We start from the raw sequence: 16298 nt of genomic DNA on the forward strand, positions 1-16298 counted from the left end.
ATAAGAGGAACGATGAGCGTTACATTTAACGCCTTTTCAGGAGCGAAGTATGGCAGATTTTATTTGGTTTTTATTGGTAGTGTTAGCTTTGGCCGTTGCCAGCTATCAACGTACCAGCTTAGTAACAGCAGTGTGTATTGCTGGCGGAGTCATGATATTAGGGACTCTATTTGGTGATATTGGTTTACTTGGTTGGATTGTATTCCTAGCACTTACGCTGCCGTTTACCCTTTCTAATATTCGTCAGCAGCACATCACTAAAAAGTTATTAGCGTTTTACCGAAAGGTAATGCCAGAAATGTCTAGTACCGAGCAAGAAGCAATCGATGCAGGGACAGTATGGTGGGACGGTGATATTTTCAGTGGTAAGCCTGATTGGGAAAAACTTCACCGTATTCCAAAAGGTCGCTTAACGGCTGAGGAACAAGCGTTCCTAGACGGCCCGGTTGAAGAAGTATGCTCAATGGTAGATGAATGGCAAATTAACCATAAAGATGCCGACTTATCTCCTGAAATTTGGGCATACCTTAAAGAACATAAGTTCTTTGCCATGATTATCAAAAAAGAATACGGCGGCCTAGCGTTTTCAGCATTCGCTCAGTCTCGCGTTCTTCAAAAGCTTGCTGGCGTTAGCGCCGTACTTTCAAGTACGGTTGGTGTTCCTAACTCGTTAGGTCCAGGTGAGCTACTTCAACACTATGGCACAAAAGAACAACAAGACCATTACTTACCTCGCCTAGCGGCAGGTCAAGAAGTTCCTTGTTTTGCATTAACGGGCCCTGAAGCGGGTTCAGATGCCGGCGCAATTCCTGATGTCGGTGTGGTATGTAAAGGCGAGTGGAACGGTGAAGAAGTGCTAGGTATGCGCCTAACTTTCGACAAGCGTTATATTACCCTTGCGCCAGTGGCTACGGTCATTGGTCTAGCGTTTAAGCTTCAAGATCCAGACGGTTTGTTAAGTGAGAATAAAGAGCCAGGTATTACTTGTGCACTTATCCCTCGCGATACTAAGGGCCTAGAAATTGGTCGTCGTCACTTCCCGCTAAATACGCCTTTCCAAAATGGTCCTATTCGCGGTAACGACATTTTCGTTCCAATCGATTACATCATCGGTGGCCCAGCAATGGCAGGTAGAGGCTGGCGTATGCTGGTTGAATGCTTATCAGTAGGCCGTTGTATTACCCTACCGTCTTCTGCTGCAGGTGGCGCTAAATCTGTATCATTGGCAACGGGTGCGTATGCGCGTATTCGCCGTCAGTTCCGTATGCCTGTTGGCCATATGGAAGGCGTGGAAGAAATGCTAGCCCGTATCGGTGGTAATGCGTACTTGATGGATGGCGTAACACGCTTTTCAACAGTTGGTGTTGATTTGGGTGAGAAGCCGTCTGTTATTTCGGCAATCTGTAAATACCACCTTACTGAAAAGATGCGTCAGATTATAAATGATTCAATGGACGTTCATGGCGGTAAGGGCGTAATGCTTGGGCCAAATAACTATTTGGGCCGTGGTTACCAAGGTGTTCCAGTTTCAATTACTGTTGAAGGCGCGAACATTCTTACTCGTAACATGATGATTTTCGGTCAAGGCGCAATGCGCTGTCACCCTTTCGTATTGAAAGAAATTCAAGCCGCATCAATTGAAGACAAGAAAGAAAGCATAACCGCTTTTGATAAAGCCGTATTTGGTCACATTGGTTTTGCCATTTCAAATACCGTTCGTAGTGTTTGGTTCTCGCTGACAAGTGGCGTATTTAGCAGTGCACCCTTCACTGACGAAACGGCTCACTACTACAAGCTGTTACAAGGCTACAGTGCAAACTTAGCGTTGCTTACTGATGTTTCTATGGGTGTGTTAGGCGGTGACTTAAAACGTCGTGAGCGCTTATCTGCACGCTTAGGTGACATTTTAAGCGGCTTGTACCTAGGTAGTACTACCTTGAAACGTTTTGACGAAGATGGTCGCTTAAAAGAAGACTTACCACTACTTCATTGGGCAATGCAAAACACCTTGCATGACATTGAAACAGCCATTGATGACTTCTTAGCGAACTTCCCTAACAAAGCCATTGGTATTGTGCTTCGTGGTATTGTTATTCCGTTTGGTCGTCGTGTTGGTAAGCCTTCTGATAAAACCGAGCATGCTATTGCGCAAATGCTGCAAACCCCTTGTAGCGCACGTAGTCGCTTAGGTTATGGTCAGTATCTGTCTCGTGAAGAAGGTAACTTGTTCGGTGACTTAGAACAGACTCTTGATGACGTGTTAGCAGCCGAGCCAATCTTCGAGCGCATTTGCAAACATAAGAAAGCGAAACTGCCTTTCACACGTTTAGCGGCGTTAGCAGACGAAGCGCTTAGTGAAGACATCATTAATGAAGAAGAAGCTGACTTACTTCGTCGTACAGAAGCAGGAAGACTGAGAACCATTAACGTGGACGATTTTGACCACGAAGAATTAGTGGCTAAGGTTAACTCTTCTAGCGAAATAAAGAAACGAGGAGGCAAAGCTGCTTAGTTTAACCCTTCTCAAAAAGGGCCGCTTCGGCGGCCTTTTTTTATGCACTAAAGTGACTGCTATTTTTTGGTTATCTTTGCTCGTGATTGCGCCTGCTCAGGCAGAATCGCAACACGCCATGGTTTCGTTACCTTCTGATACCTTTCAGTGTGGTAATTCGGAACAAGCCAAAAAACTTGCCCAACTTATTGTGAATGATAAAAACCAAGCCCGAACCCAAATTCACTGTAACCCCACCCTAGTTGCCATTGCAGAGCAAAAGGCAAAAGACATGGCAGAAGAAGGTTTAGTGTCGCATTTCTTAGGTGGCAGCCCAAACACACGTTTGCGAAACGCAGGGTTAACACTCCCGTCGTATTACGGCGATGCGATGAGCAATCAGGTTGAGGCATTGGCTGGTGGTTATCAAACAGCTAAAAAGGTGTGGCACGCATTAAAAAGCTCGTTCTCCCACAAACAGCATTTGCTTGGTGAAATTCCTTTTTATGCTGAACAAAATGAAATCGGGATCGCCTTTTTTAAAGATTATAAAACGCCACATGTAGAATACTGGGCAATTTATCTCACTAAACTAAGTGGTGATGCACAACAGCAATCGTTTAGTGAAGTGCCCGATAAGGGGCTAGGCATTGTTACCGAAAATGGTGAAATTACCCCAATGCAATAGTGAACTACACTCTTAAAAATTGTGGCAATTGCAGTAAAAACAAAAAAGCCGGTGTTTTTAATAACACCGGCTTTTTTAATTTGTAACGCTTGCTTGTACGACTAGCTTAGTTGAAGCTTGTCCATCAACAATACTGCTTGCGTGCGGGTATTGATTTCTAGCTTACGTAGAATTGCGCTAATGTGCGCTTTAATCGTCGCTTCAGTTACATTCATTTCGTGGGCTATTTGCTTGTTCATTAAGCCAGCACGAAGGAATGACAATACTTGAATTTGTTTAGGCGTTAGCTCTCTGAAACGTTGAAGCAACAACTTCAATTCGTCGTCTACTTTCTCAAGTTCGTCTTCCATACCTTCAGGAAGCCATTTTTTACCCGCTATGATATCAACAATAGCTTGCGCCATTTCACGTGTTGCTGACACTTTAGGGATAAAGCCTTGAGCGCCTAAGCTCATTACCTGCGCAACCACTTCTACCGTGTCGCTACCCGACACTACGCCGATAGGTATATTAGGGTATTGCTCACGCAACGAAATGATGCCATTAAAATATTCACCGCCTGGCATGTTTAAGTCGAGTAAGACCAACTCAATGCCGTCGTATTCATTTAAAACGGCCAGCGCAGCATCAAGGCTTCCGGCTTCAAGAATCTGCGCGTTTTCAAAATAAGGTTCTAACGCTCCGCTGAGTGCTTCACGAAACAATGGGTGATCGTCTGCTACTAGAATTCTTGTCATTAGCGTTATTACTTCCTTTAGTTCTTATATCCCTAGGTTAATACTTTCGATTTAATTCTAAAAGCCCTATTCGTTAAAAATCACCGCTTTATTTGATTTTTTTACTGTTTTCCATTGGCATTTAAATTTGTGAGGGTAAAATTGCCGACCAAATTCCCGTTAGCTGAGTACATTTTGTGCAAAAACACGACAGACTTTATGCCAACCCTCTTAAAAAGGTAGCAGATTTTTCATTCGATGAGTCAGTAGTTGACGTTTTTCCCGATATGATCCAACGCTCAGTACCGGGTTATGAAACAATTGTTCATACCATAGGTGAATTGGCCAAAACAAAAGTACAACCAAATACGAAGGTGTATGACCTAGGTTGCTCCTTGGGTGCAGCAAGTTTTTCTGTTGCTCGCGCTACACAAGATGTGCCCTGTGAAATAATTGGTATTGATAGTTCCGATGCCATGGTTGACCGTTGTCGACGCATGGTTCAAGCCTTCAATTTGCCAAACCCAATTTCCATCATTCAGCAAAACGCCCAAGATACCCAAATAGAAAACGCCTCTATGGTAGTAATGAATTTCACTTTACAATTCATTCCGCCTGCCGATAGAGAAGCCCTACTGAAACAAATTTACGATGGTTTGAATGAAGGTGGTGTTTTGATTCTTTCAGAAAAAATTAAGCACCCTACCATTGCTGGCAATGAACTACTGATAGATTTGCACCATCAATTTAAACGAGACAACGGCTACAGCGAATTAGAAGTAAGCCAAAAACGCGCGGCCATCGAGAAAGTTATGCTTACCGATACCTTCAGCGAACACGAAACCCGTCTGAAGTCTGTTGGCTTTAAAGATGTGGTGATGTGGTTTAAGTGCTTTAACTTTACGTCGCTGGTGGCAATAAAGTAGCGGGCACAGCGGTTAAAGAAGTAGTAATACCTCCTGAACATTTATAATTAGCATCCCAAATACCGTGAGCTAGAACCAAAAGCACCGAGATGCACAATTAAGAACACCGAGAATAATATGACGAAACCAGAATCAGCGTGGTTTAACGACTGCTATAAATCTATTTTAGATACGCCTTTAGCGCATTGGCTACAAACCCTGCCTGCGCAAATGAATGAATGGCAAAAGAGTCAGAAACACGGTGAATTCGATAAGTGGTGTCGTCTACTTGCAAAAATTCCAACCACGACACCTTCGTCCACCACCCTTGTTGATGAAGTTCGAATTGGTAAAGCGGATGATATAGACCAATATACCCAGAAGAAGATATTAGGGTTGCTGCAACAGTTTATGCCTTGGCGAAAAGGCCCTTTCCATATACACGACATTCACGTTAATACCGAATGGCGTTCAGATTGGAAATGGGACAGGGTTGCCCCGCATATATCTCCACTTAAAAACAGAACCGTGCTCGATGTGGGCTGTGGTAGTGGTTATCATATGTGGCGTATGTTAGGACGCGACGCGTCTCGGGTAGTTGGTATCGACCCTACACAGCTGTTTCTCATTCAATTTCAAGCTATCAAACACTTTATTCCTGACAATCGCATTCATTTCTTGCCGCTAGGTATAGAAGAGATGCAGCCGTTAAATGCATTTGATACCGTTTTTTCTATGGGCGTACTGTATCACCGTAAAGATCCCATCCAGTTTCTTACCCAACTGAAGCATCAACTAAGAAAAGGCGGTGAATTGGTATTAGAAACCTTGGTGGTTGATGGTGACGCGCAGACTGTTTTAATGGCGGGCGAACGCTATGCTCAAATGCGCAATGTGTGGTTTTTACCCAGCACAGACGCATTAACAGTGTGGCTAGAGCGACTCGGGTTTGAAAATATTCGCGTTGTCGATAAAAACTTCACCACCTTAGATGAGCAACGTGCCACAGAGTGGATTGAAGGTCAGTCATTGAAAGATTTTCTCGACCCTGAAGATATTACTCGCACCATTGAGGGGTATCCTGCACCACAACGAGCCGTGATTGTTGCGGATCGTAAATAAGTTCAACCCTATGTAATGCAACCGAGATGTTGGCATAAATGTTGTAACCTATAATCCCCATGATGTACGTATTCTGCATTTAATAGGGTTGCAACATGGACATACATGGGTTTTTAAAGACACATCAGCTACCAAGTACGTATGCAGACACTGCACAGAAATGGTTCATCCCATTATGCGAGCGGCTACTTAAGCACCAAGAGAGTGCAAAGAATTCAAACAACGTTCCATTGGTGGTCGGAATTAATGGCTGCCAAGGTTCGGGAAAATCTACGCTTACCGATTTTATTAGCGCGTATTTAACCAGCATTTACGCCAAAAAAGTGGTTTGCCTTTCTATTGATGACTTTTACTTAGACAAATCTCAGCGAAACGCGCTGTCGATTAAGGTTCACCCTCTCTTAGCAACCCGAGGTGTACCCGGTACGCACAATATGCCTCTTGCGCTTAACACCTTTAAGCAGCTTAAAAGGAACGGTCAAGTTGCCCTTCCCCGTTTCAATAAAGCCATAGACGACCCCTTCCCTGTTAATCAATGGCCTGTGGTGTCGGCGCCACCAGATATCATTATTTTAGAAGGATGGTGCGTTGCGGTAACACCACAAAGCGCTTCTGATATTAAACAACCTATAAATAGTTTAGAAGAAAACCAAGATCCCCTTGGTATTTGGCGTTCATTTGTTAATACTGAATTATCAAATGAATATCAAAGCTTGTTTGATCAAATCGATTATCGGGTTATGTTAAAAGCTCCCTCGTTTGACTGTGTCTACCGCTGGCGGTTAGAGCAAGAACATAAACTTGCTGTAACTACGCAGGGTGCATCTACAGGGGTAATGTCCGATGAACAAGTGGCGCAATTTATTCAGAATTACCAACGACTCACCGAGCATGCACTAAAAACATTGCCAATAAAGTGTGACACTGTGTATTCGCTAGATGAAACAAGAACTATAACCGGCGAGGAAGTAAAATAATGACAAGAACGCTAGTTTTCACCGATATGGACGGCACGCTGTTAGACCACCATACCTACTCATTCGAGGCGGCGAAACCTGCTTTAACAGCGTTAGAGTCACGAGATATACCGGTTATTCCAACCACCAGTAAAACCTTTGCTGAGCTACAACCTCTACGAGAGCAAATTGGCCTTACTGGACCATTTATTATTGAAAATGGCGCGGCGATATTCATTCCACATGGTTTTTTCAAAAAGAAACCTAGTGGAACCGTATGGGTGGATGGTTACTGGTGTAAATCGTTCATCTCCAATAAAAATTACTGGATCAAACTGCTGGATAAAATCAAAGCGGATTTTGAAGGTGAGTTCAAACAGTTTTCACAAATGAGTTTAGAAGAAATTCAAAGCAGTACCGGCTTAGATGAAGCATCCGCAGCCCTAGCAGCTAAACGTCAATTTGGTGAACCAGTACTTTGGACAGGTTCTGATGAAAACAAACAAAAGTTTATAGCGGCAGTAAAAGAGCGTGGCGCCTATCCTCTAGAGGGCGGACGATTTATCCATGTATCTGGCAATTGCGACAAAGGCCAAGCCCTTAAATGGCTAGCGGCTGAATACCAAAGACAACATGAGAGTCATGTTAAAACTATTGCCCTCGGCGATGGTAAAAACGATATTGCTATGCTTGAAGCAGCGCATATCGCTATACGAATTTTATCTCCGGTAAATCCTCCGCCTTCCGTTAAAAAAGACGAGGTTTATACCAGCACGTTACTTGGCCCCGAAGGCTGGAACGAAATGCTAACTCAATTGCTTTCCCTATAATCAGGAGGACACATGGCTGATTTTTATCAAAATGGTGTGGTTACAACTTTACATAATTTGTCTCGTAGACCAACAGAGGAACTAGAAGCCGAATTACTCCGCTTTTCTCAGAAACGTCCGATGGCGCTTATCTTGCCGTCCCTTTTCTCGGAACTTGAAGGTGAGGCGTTGCCTCATATTGTTAATGAACTGACAGATGTTCCGTATTTATCCGAAATCGTAATAGGACTAGATCGCGCCGATAAAGCGCAATATCAACATGCACTTAAATTTTTCGACAAACTTCCTCAGCACCACCGTGTATTGTGGAACGACGGACCTCGTTTAAAGGCGTTGGATGAAGAACTTCAGTCTAAAGGACTTGCGCCAAAAGAACTTGGTAAAGGCCGTAATGTTTGGTATTGCATGGGCTATGTGTTGGCATCAAATCGTGCCGAATCTGTCGCGCTTCACGATTGTGATATCGTTACCTACAATAAAGATTTGTTAGCTAAACTAATTTACCCGGTGGCAAACCCGAACTTTAACTATGAGTTCTGTAAGGGTTACTACGCCCGCGTGGCTAACGGCAAAATTAATGGTCGAGTTTCACGCTTACTCGTTACGCCGTTATTACGTGCACTCAAGCGTATTATGGGTGATAACGAATATCTCGAGTTTATGGACAGTTTCCGCTATCCATTAGCCGGTGAATTTTCATTCCGCCGCGACGTACTAAATGACATTCGCATTCCTAGCGACTGGGGTTTAGAAATTGGTGTATTGTCTGAAATGCACCGCAACTATTCGCACAACCGTCTTTGCCAAGCCGACATTTGTGATATTTACGATCATAAACACCAAGACCTATCATTAAATGACGATCAAGGTGGCTTATCTAAAATGTCTATCGACATTACTAAAGCCATTTTTAGAAAGTTGGCTACCCAAGGTTATACCTTTAGTAACGAGATGTTCCGCTCTATTAAAGCCACCTATTTCAGAATTGCACTAGACTTTATTGAGACCTATCACAACGACGCAGTCATGAATGGTCTTACTCTTGATATTCACAGTGAAGAGAAAGCAGTTGAAATGTTCGCCAGTAATATCATGAAAGCTGGTCAGAACTTCTTGGAAAACCCAATGGAAACCCCTTTCATTCCAAGTTGGAACCGAGTCACCAGCGCTGTGCCTGATATTCTTGAGCGCTTGCTGGAGGCCGTTGAAGCTGACACCGCAGAATTTATGGAGTAATAGACAATGACATGGCAAGTACTCCATGACAAAGTAAAGCACCATCTAGAATATATCTATGCTGACGTGCCCCTTGAGCATTCATTAGAAAGCTTAACCATGTCTTTAATGGAAACCATGGGCATTAAGCCTGATGATGATATTGCGCTTCCTCCATCTCATTCCAATTATTGGGATGAGGAAGACATTGTCATGATCACCTATGGTGATAGCGTTATTGATGGTGACGAGCGTCCGCTCGTTACCCTCAATCGCTTTTTAAACCGATATAGCAAGAACACCATTAACAACGTGCATATTCTGCCTTTCTTTCCATACAGTTCAGACGATGGCTTTTCGGTTATCGACTATTCAAGTGTGAATGAAGCATTGGGGAGTTGGGATGATATAGAAGCCATTGCGAAAGACTATGGGTTAATGACTGATTTGGTGATTAACCACTGTTCTGCGCGTAGTGTATGGTTCGATAATTTCATTAAAGGTGAAGGCCCGGGTTCAGATTTTTTCTTTACTGGAGATCCCGCTGACGATTTGTCTATCGTTACCCGACCACGGGTTTCGCCGCTATTGCGTGAAACAGAAACCAAAGATGGCACTAAACATGTTTGGTGTACTTTCAGTCACGACCAAGTTGATTTTGATTTCAGGAACCCTAAGGTACTTCTTACGTTCATTGATATCATTCGTTTGTATATCGATAAGGGTGCAAAAATATTCCGTTTAGACGCCGTGGCGTTTTTGTGGAAAATTGTTGGCACTAACTGCATTAACCTCCCTCAAACTCATGAGGTTATTAGGTTAATTCGCACGCTGATTGAACATGTCGACCCGTCTATTATTATCATTACTGAAACCAATATTCCCAATAGGGAAAACTTGACCTATTTTGGTAATGCCAATGAAGCCCATGCTATTTATAACTTTTCATTGCCGCCACTATTGGTCAACACCTTGGTGACGGGTAATTGTAAGTACTTAAAGAGTTGGATGATGAGCATGCCACCTGCGCAAAACGGTACGGCATACTTCAACTTTATTGCTTCCCACGATGGTATTGGGCTTCGCCCTGCCGAAGGGTTGCTAGACGATGAAGAAATTTCAGAACTTGTGCATACCATGCAAAACTTTGGTGGCAAGATTTCGTGGCGTGCATCTGATCATGGGCAGCAAAAGCCTTATGAAATAAACATCACATTATTTGATGCGTTACAGGGAACGACAAAAGGCCCTGATAAATGGCAGATAGACAGATTCATCTGTGCGCATGCCATTATGCTGGGAATGGAAGGCATTCCAGGCATTTATATTCATAGTTTATTAGGTACGTCTAACGACTATGAAAAAGTGGCTAATACAGGTCAAAACCGTTCAATTAACCGCAGACGTTGGGATTTCAAAGAGCTCGAAGCTTTGCTTGATTCGCCCTACTCTCAGCACCACAAAGTGCTGACGCGATTGTCTCAGTTAATTCGAATTCGTAAAGCTCAACCTGCATTCCACCCGAATGCCACACAATTCACGTTGCAGCTTAACGAAAGTATTTTCGGTTATTGGCGACAAAGCTTAGACAGAAAGCAAAGTATCTTCTGTATTAGTAATGTGTCGGATGAAGAGCAAACTATTCTATTATCTGATATCAACCTAATTGGTACCGATAACTGGATAGATCTTGTGACTCGTCAACAAATTTCCTTGTCGGATGCCTTTTTGCAATTGAAACCCTATCAAGTGCTTTGGATAAGCAACCAAGACTTTGAGTAACCTTACATTCTTGAGCTCTCCATTGACCTCTTCCAAACGGCGCTTATAGCGCCGTTTTTGTTATAATTTCCTTTTCGTCACTGCCTAATACATTGGTTTATTCACTCATTTAGGTGATAATCCCCCCCTCAAATTAGGGAGTGGTTTTCATGTCTTCAAAATGGTTATCGTTAGAACACGCATTAGAAAAAGCAATTGATGCAACGAGCATCTTGGGTGAATCTGAAGCCATTGAGTTAAGCCACGCCCTAGGTAGAATTACCGCTTCTGAAGTTCATGCTTCTTTATCTGTGCCCCCCTGGGATAACTCGGCAATGGATGGCTTTGCTATTAATACAGCTGATTGTCGACCAGACACGCTTATGCCTATTCAGGGCACCATTACCGCCGGCATGGCCGCAGACGAACCTTTAAAACCCGGTCACGCGATTAAAATAATGACAGGCGCACCTGTCCCTCCAGGCGCCGATGCCGTAGTGATGGTTGAAAATACGTTCACTGAAGGCAATAAGGTAAGCATTAATAAGCGACCGTCTTGTGGTGAAAATATTCGCACCAAAGAAGCGGATATTAAAGTCGGACAGTCACTGGTAACTCAAGGTATTCGATTACAGCCGCAGCACCTTATGTTGCTATCTTCACAAGGCCTAACCACGGTAGACGTAGTGAAACAAGTTAGAGTGGGTGTTGTCGCCACAGGCTCTGAACTGGCTCAACCTGGCGAACCCTGCTTACCTACACAGATATATGAATCTAATCGTATTGGTGTGAGCGCCCTACTCTCAGAATTGGGCGTTGAGATTATCGACTTCGGCATAGTAAAAGACGATGAACAATCACTTACCGCCCTGTTCAATGAAGCAAGCGAACGGGTAGATGTGATGGTAAGTAGTGGTGGCGTCTCTGTTGGCGACGCCGATTATGTGAAAGGCGTAATAGACACTTTAGGTAGTATCGACTTTTGGAAAGTGGCAATTAAACCGGGTAAACCTTTTGCCTTAGGCCATATTGGCAATACCTTGTTTTGTGGTTTGCCTGGTAACCCTGTTTCTGCCTTTGTAACCGCTAAACTTCTTGTTACCCCGTTAATCAGAAAAATGCAGGGTGAACAGCAAGTTCGTAAACCGCTAACCGTTAATGCCACGGTAACCTGCGATATTAAACGTCGTGCTGGCCGTCGGGATTTTCAGCGCGCCACGATAACCTACGATGAAAACTTCAACCTTCTGGTAACGCCGTTTCGCACACAAAGTTCTGGTGTGATGACGTCTATTACCGCAGCAAATTGTTTAATGATAATTCACGAAGACATCAGTCATGTTGAAAAAGGCACAACCCTGCCTGTTATTCCTTTTGATTTACTTTCACCTGAATCGGATCTGTAACCTTGAAGAACAAACGTTATCTACTTGAAGGTAGAGATATTATAAAGCTGGCTTGGCCACTATTAATTGCGCAAATTACCCAAATGCTAATGGGCGTGAGCGATACCATTATGGCTGGCCGTTATAGTGCGACTGATATGGCTGCGGTGGCGCTTGGTTTTAGTATTACCGTACCTTTGTTGTGTTTTATACAAGGTATTGCGCTAGCTTTACCGCCCATTATTTCAAGGCTTCAAGGTACAAAAGACATCACCGGCATTGCCAATGCCAGTCAACAAGCAGGCTACTTAGTGTGTTTCGTTGGTATCGTGGTGGCCGCACTTATTCCTTTTGCCGGTAACATTGTATCGATATTCCCAATGGCAGATGAACTTCATACCATCACTGTGGACTATGTAATTTATGTACTGTGTGCTATGCCGGGTTTTGCGCTTTATCAGTGGCTAAGAAATTACTGTGAAGGGCTAGGTAAAACCAAGCCTACCATGTTAATTACCGTGATTGGTTTAATGGCCAATATAATAGGTAACTACCTTTTCATTTACGGCGTGGGCCCTATTCCTGCCTTTGGTGGCGCGGGTTGTGGTGTTGCAACGGCCATCGTTATTTACACCATGCTAATTGCAACCTTCATTTATGTGCGCTTTAGCCCAGCACTAAAAAAGTACAAACTATTCGATACGTACTATAAGCCGTCTTTGGTTGCCATAAAGCGTACTTTTAAGCTTGGCCTTCCCATCGCCATGACATTATTGTTCGAGGTGACCTTATTTGCGGTGGTGGCACTATTACTGGCGCCGTTTGGCCCCACGACTGTTGCCGCCCACCAAGTTGCCCTTAATTTCTCGGCACTCATGTTTATGATACCAATGAGTATTGGTATGGCAGCGTCTATTAGAATTGGTTATCGGATTGGGCAAAATAACAGACGCCAAGCTAAAATTGCCGCTCAGTGCTCAATTATTATTGGGTTTATTACCGCTGCCTGTACGGCTACTTTCACGTTAACCGCAAAGGCATTCATTATTGGGCTTTATACCAGCGATGATGCGGTTTACCAAATGGCGAATGCCCTACTGATTTATGCGGCTATTTTTCAGCTTTCTGACGCTATTCAAGTAATATCAGCCAATGCGCTTCGTGGTTACAAAGATACTACCGCCATGTTTATCATTACGTTTGTGTCTTACTGGTTAATTGGTTTACCCACCGGCGTAATTTTAGGACGTACTAATTGGATCACGGCAGAACCAATGTCTGCTGGCGGCTTCTGGATTGGCTTTATTGTGGGGTTAAGTGCTGCGGCAGTCATGCTAGGTGCAAGACTTTATTATATTCAACGGCCAAACTACCGATTCGCCACGTAATTTAATTGATGTCATGCCTATCGGTTATGCCTCGTTGCTCCGATAGGCTTTCCAATCACTGGGCGCATCAATATCAAATGCAGACTCGGGGTGATTGACACCAATCGCCCGCCCTTTGTCTTTCCAGTCTTCTATTACTTTCTTTGCGCCCTTGCCCCCCCTTAGCGCAAGTAAGCTGTCAAATGCCGCATTGGGGAATATAGCGGGCACTGTCGCTTTTACTTTCACTTGCTCTTCAAAGCCGCGGTTATGCCACTGACTGTAAATGATGTGATTGGGGTTTGATGGAATTTCGTTAAGCAATGCTTGCAGTGTAGCGGTGGTAACACTGGCTAAGTCTGCTAAGTGTACAAACACATGGGTGTACTCATTGTCAGTTACCTGATTGGCATTCTTTGCCTGTATGAGGTTATTTTCCTGCATGAGAGCCTGCAGACCACAACGAATACTTGAAGCAATGCCTTCACGCCACAATGGGTTGTAACACACCTTAGTACTATTGCTATCTTGAACCGCGTTTGCCGAAATCACATCGACAACATCGCTGTGCCAACGCCCAGTAACAACATAAGTACCGGCAAGATTAAGCCCGTGTAACTGCTGCAAAGCGTATTGAATTAACGGCAACCCACTATAATGCGGGGAAAGTAACTTGTTACTGCCGTAACGCCTACTTTCCCCACCCGCCAACAGTATGCTTGCGACTTTACTCATTCTGTCTAACCCACTGGCTAATAACGACGATTAATGTAAACAGGGACTAAGGTAACCAACGCTAACGTGAACGGCTAAGCTCTTTTATAGCCTGTGTTAAGCCTTCAAGCGTTAACCCATACATTCTGTCTTCCACAATGTCTTTGATTATTGAAATAGACGAATAATAAGGCCAATAATTATCAGCTTGGGGGTTTAACCATACCGCTTTATTAAAGTGGTTCAGTATACGCCCCAGCCACGCACTACCCGGCTCTTCGTTCCAGTGTTCAACGCTTCCTCCAGGATAGGTAATTTCATAAGGCCCCATGGTGGCATCGCCAACAAAGATGACCTTATAGTCTTTACCATAGCGATGAATGATATCGTGAACCGATACCCGCTCTTTTTCGCGTCGCAGGTTATCTTTCCAAACCTCTTCATACACGCAGTTATGAAAATAGAAATACTCGAGGTATTTAAACTCACTCTGCACTGCAGAGAAAAGTTCTTGCGTGGTATTAACGTGAGGATCCATAGAGCCACCCACGTCAAAAAACATTAAAACCTTAACCGCGTTGTGACGCTCTGGCGACATGTGTATATCTAGCATACCGCCTTTTTTGGCCGTTTCACCAATGGTGGTGGCTACATCTAGTTCTTCACTGGCACCGGTTCTGGCGAACTTACGTAATTTACGCAAGGCGACTTTAATGTTTCGTGTCCCTAGCTCAACGTCGGCAGATAAGTTTTTAAACTCGCGCTTATCCCATACTTTTACCGCAGAGTTACGACGGTTGCCTTTTTGCCCAATACGAATACCTTCAGGGTTATCGCCATAAGCGCCAAAGGGAGATGTTCCACCCGTACCCACCCACTTGTTACCACCTTGATGTCGCTTTTCTTGTTCTTCAAGGCGCTTTTTAAGGGTATCCATTAAAGCTTCTAAGCCGCCAGACTGCCGTAGCGCTTCACGCTCTTCTGCACTCAGGGTTTTCTCGATTTGTTTACGTAACCATTCTTCGGGGATATCTTTACCGAATAAATCGATAGATTCTACCCCCTCAAAATAATCGGCAAATGCTCTGTCGAATTTATCGTATTGAGACTCATCCTTCACCATGATGGTTCGAGACAAACTATAGAAGCCTTCCAAATCTGCATAAACAATATGCTTTTCCAAGGCGTGGAGTAAATCAAGTAGCTCTCGCAAGCTCACTTTTACTTGATATTTTCTCAGCGTGAAAAAGAATTGAATAAGCATTAGCGGCGCGCCATAAATACCAATTTTTCAAACAAGTGAATGTCTTGTTCGTTTTTAAGTAATGCACCATAAAGCGGTGGAATGGCAGCTTTACCGTCTTTAGATTGCAACGCTTCAGGTGGAATGTCTTCGGCCACCAGCAGTTTCAACCAATCGATAAGCTCTGACGTAGACGGCTTTTTCTTAAGCCCTGGTACATCACGAATCTCAAAGAAGGCTTTCAATGCTTCATCAAGCAGCTTTTTCTTCAAATCGGGGAGATGCACATCAACGATTTGCTGCATTTCTTCAGGCGTAGGAAATTGAATGTAATGGAAGAAGCAACGGCGTAGGAAGGCGTCTGGAAGCTCTTTTTCATTATTTGACGTGATAATAACAATAGGACGCTCTTTGGCCACCACGCGCTCTTGAGTCTCGTAGACAAAAAACTCCATCTTATCGAGTTCAAGCAACAAGTCGTTTGGAAACTCAATATCTGCCTTGTCTATTTCATCAATTAGTAAGATAGGACGGTTGCCCGCTTCAAAAGCCTGCCACAGTTTCCCTTTAACAATGTAATTGCCAATATCGTGAACACGGTCGTCACCCAGCTGTGAATCACGAAGGCGGGATACTGCATCGTATTCGTACAAGCCTTGTTGTGCCTTCGTGGTAGATTTGATGTGCCACTGAATTAAATCGGTTCCAAGACTGGCGGCTAATTCTTCTGCCAACATGGTTTTACCCGTGCCTGGCTCACCCTTAATGAGCAGTGGACGCTCTAGCGTAATGGCGGCATTCACGGCCAATTGCAAATCTTTTGTAGCAATGTAATTCGACGTTCCACTAAAAGCCATTCTGGTTTTACCTCTTTCGTTCTGATTCGTCATGTAAAATAACAATAA

Annotated in this window: 14 protein-coding genes; 10 read left to right on the forward strand and 4 right to left on the reverse strand. The window is 43.8% G+C overall.

All coding sequences use genetic code 11. From position 1 onward, the window contains the following. Positions 1-49: 49 nt before the first annotated feature. Both fadE and JKP82_RS11965 read left to right on the forward strand, forming a co-directional pair. Positions 50-2512 (forward strand): acyl-CoA dehydrogenase FadE, encoded by a 2463-nt coding sequence (gene fadE, locus JKP82_RS11960; protein ID WP_159530564.1) that lies wholly within the window; start codon positions 50-52, stop codon positions 2510-2512. Positions 2513-2630: 118 nt separating this feature from the next. Further along, positions 2631-3179 carry a CAP domain-containing protein gene (locus JKP82_RS11965; RefSeq protein ID WP_246604375.1) on the forward strand — a complete coding sequence of 183 codons (549 nt, stop codon included), beginning with the start codon at positions 2631-2633 and terminating at the stop codon, positions 3177-3179. Between the two features lie 101 nt (positions 3180-3280). Here JKP82_RS11965 and JKP82_RS11970 read toward each other — a convergent pair whose 3' ends face one another. Beyond that, the gene (locus JKP82_RS11970; RefSeq protein ID WP_159530566.1) at positions 3281-3916 is read right to left on the reverse strand and encodes a response regulator transcription factor; all 636 of its coding nucleotides are present in this window, start codon (positions 3914-3916) and stop codon (positions 3281-3283) included. 176 nt (positions 3917-4092) lie between these two features. On the opposite strand from JKP82_RS11970, the gene cmoA reads away from it, so the two are divergent. From cmoA to JKP82_RS12010, 8 genes are all read left to right on the forward strand, one after another. Next, a complete protein-coding gene (gene cmoA, locus JKP82_RS11975) occupies positions 4093-4821 on the forward strand; it encodes a carboxy-S-adenosyl-L-methionine synthase CmoA (RefSeq protein ID WP_159530568.1) in 729 nt (242 codons plus the stop codon). Between the two features lie 117 nt (positions 4822-4938). Beyond that, positions 4939-5922, forward strand: coding sequence for a tRNA 5-methoxyuridine(34)/uridine 5-oxyacetic acid(34) synthase CmoB (gene cmoB, locus JKP82_RS11980; RefSeq protein ID WP_159530570.1), 984 nt, complete (start codon positions 4939-4941; stop codon positions 5920-5922). A 95-nt stretch (positions 5923-6017) separates the two neighbouring features. Continuing rightward, complete coding sequence (locus JKP82_RS11985; RefSeq protein ID WP_159530572.1) at positions 6018-6899, forward strand: kinase; 882 nt, start codon at positions 6018-6020, stop codon at positions 6897-6899. Further along, positions 6899-7708, forward strand: a complete 810-nt coding sequence (locus tag JKP82_RS11990; protein WP_159530574.1) for an HAD-IIB family hydrolase — start codon at positions 6899-6901, stop codon at positions 7706-7708. The genes JKP82_RS11985 and JKP82_RS11990 overlap by 1 nt, the downstream gene beginning before the upstream one ends. Before the next feature lie 12 nt (positions 7709-7720). Then, positions 7721-8944, forward strand: coding sequence for a glycosyltransferase family protein (locus tag JKP82_RS11995; protein WP_159530576.1), 1224 nt, complete (start codon positions 7721-7723; stop codon positions 8942-8944). A gap of 6 nt (positions 8945-8950) precedes the next feature. Next, a complete protein-coding gene (locus JKP82_RS12000) occupies positions 8951-10705 on the forward strand; it encodes a sugar phosphorylase (RefSeq protein ID WP_159530578.1) in 1755 nt (584 codons plus the stop codon). A gap of 149 nt (positions 10706-10854) precedes the next feature. Then, positions 10855-12090 (forward strand): molybdopterin molybdotransferase MoeA, encoded by a 1236-nt coding sequence (moeA, locus tag JKP82_RS12005; protein ID WP_218397164.1) that lies wholly within the window; start codon positions 10855-10857, stop codon positions 12088-12090. A 2-nt stretch (positions 12091-12092) separates the two neighbouring features. Then, positions 12093-13457: an MATE family efflux transporter gene (locus JKP82_RS12010; protein ID WP_159530582.1), complete on the forward strand. Its 1365-nt coding sequence runs from the start codon at positions 12093-12095 to the stop codon at positions 13455-13457. A gap of 24 nt (positions 13458-13481) precedes the next feature. On the opposite strand, the gene JKP82_RS12015 is transcribed toward JKP82_RS12010, so the two are convergent. From JKP82_RS12015 to JKP82_RS12025, 3 genes are all read right to left on the reverse strand, one after another. After that, positions 13482-14171: a nucleotidyltransferase family protein gene (locus tag JKP82_RS12015; RefSeq protein WP_159530584.1), complete on the reverse strand. Its 690-nt coding sequence runs from the start codon at positions 14169-14171 to the stop codon at positions 13482-13484. Between the two features lie 61 nt (positions 14172-14232). Next, positions 14233-15414: a vWA domain-containing protein gene (locus tag JKP82_RS12020; RefSeq protein ID WP_218397166.1), complete on the reverse strand. Its 1182-nt coding sequence runs from the start codon at positions 15412-15414 to the stop codon at positions 14233-14235. Beyond that, positions 15414-16250 carry an AAA family ATPase gene (locus JKP82_RS12025; RefSeq protein ID WP_218397168.1) on the reverse strand — a complete coding sequence of 279 codons (837 nt, stop codon included), beginning with the start codon at positions 16248-16250 and terminating at the stop codon, positions 15414-15416. Before JKP82_RS12025 ends, JKP82_RS12020 begins: the two co-directional genes overlap by 1 nt. Positions 16251-16298 lie beyond the last annotated feature (48 nt).

This window comes from Alteromonas lipotrueae, from assembly GCF_019249215.1.
GTDB lineage: Bacteria > Pseudomonadota > Gammaproteobacteria > Enterobacterales > Alteromonadaceae > Alteromonas > Alteromonas lipotrueae.

Excerpts from the sequence above, each read along its gene's own strand:
- moeA (WP_218397164.1), top strand. The coding sequence starts at position 10,855 with ATGTCTTCAAAATGGTTATCGTTAGAACACGCATTAGAAAAAGCAATT.
- JKP82_RS12025 (WP_218397168.1), bottom strand. The coding sequence starts at position 16,250 with ATGGCTTTTAGTGGAACGTCGAATTACATTGCTACAAAAGATTTGCAA.
- JKP82_RS11995 (WP_159530576.1), top strand. The coding sequence starts at position 7,721 with ATGGCTGATTTTTATCAAAATGGTGTGGTTACAACTTTACATAATTTG.
- JKP82_RS11990 (WP_159530574.1), top strand. The coding sequence starts at position 6,899 with ATGACAAGAACGCTAGTTTTCACCGATATGGACGGCACGCTGTTAGAC.
- cmoB (WP_159530570.1), top strand. The coding sequence starts at position 4,939 with ATGACGAAACCAGAATCAGCGTGGTTTAACGACTGCTATAAATCTATT.
- JKP82_RS12000 (WP_159530578.1), top strand. The coding sequence starts at position 8,951 with ATGACATGGCAAGTACTCCATGACAAAGTAAAGCACCATCTAGAATAT.
- JKP82_RS12020 (WP_218397166.1), bottom strand. The coding sequence starts at position 15,414 with ATGCTTATTCAATTCTTTTTCACGCTGAGAAAATATCAAGTAAAAGTG.
- JKP82_RS11970 (WP_159530566.1), bottom strand. The coding sequence starts at position 3,916 with ATGACAAGAATTCTAGTAGCAGACGATCACCCATTGTTTCGTGAAGCA.
- JKP82_RS12015 (WP_159530584.1), bottom strand. The coding sequence starts at position 14,171 with ATGAGTAAAGTCGCAAGCATACTGTTGGCGGGTGGGGAAAGTAGGCGT.
- JKP82_RS11965 (WP_246604375.1), top strand. The coding sequence starts at position 2,631 with ATGGTTTCGTTACCTTCTGATACCTTTCAGTGTGGTAATTCGGAACAA.
- fadE (WP_159530564.1), top strand. The coding sequence starts at position 50 with ATGGCAGATTTTATTTGGTTTTTATTGGTAGTGTTAGCTTTGGCCGTT.
- JKP82_RS11985 (WP_159530572.1), top strand. The coding sequence starts at position 6,018 with ATGGACATACATGGGTTTTTAAAGACACATCAGCTACCAAGTACGTAT.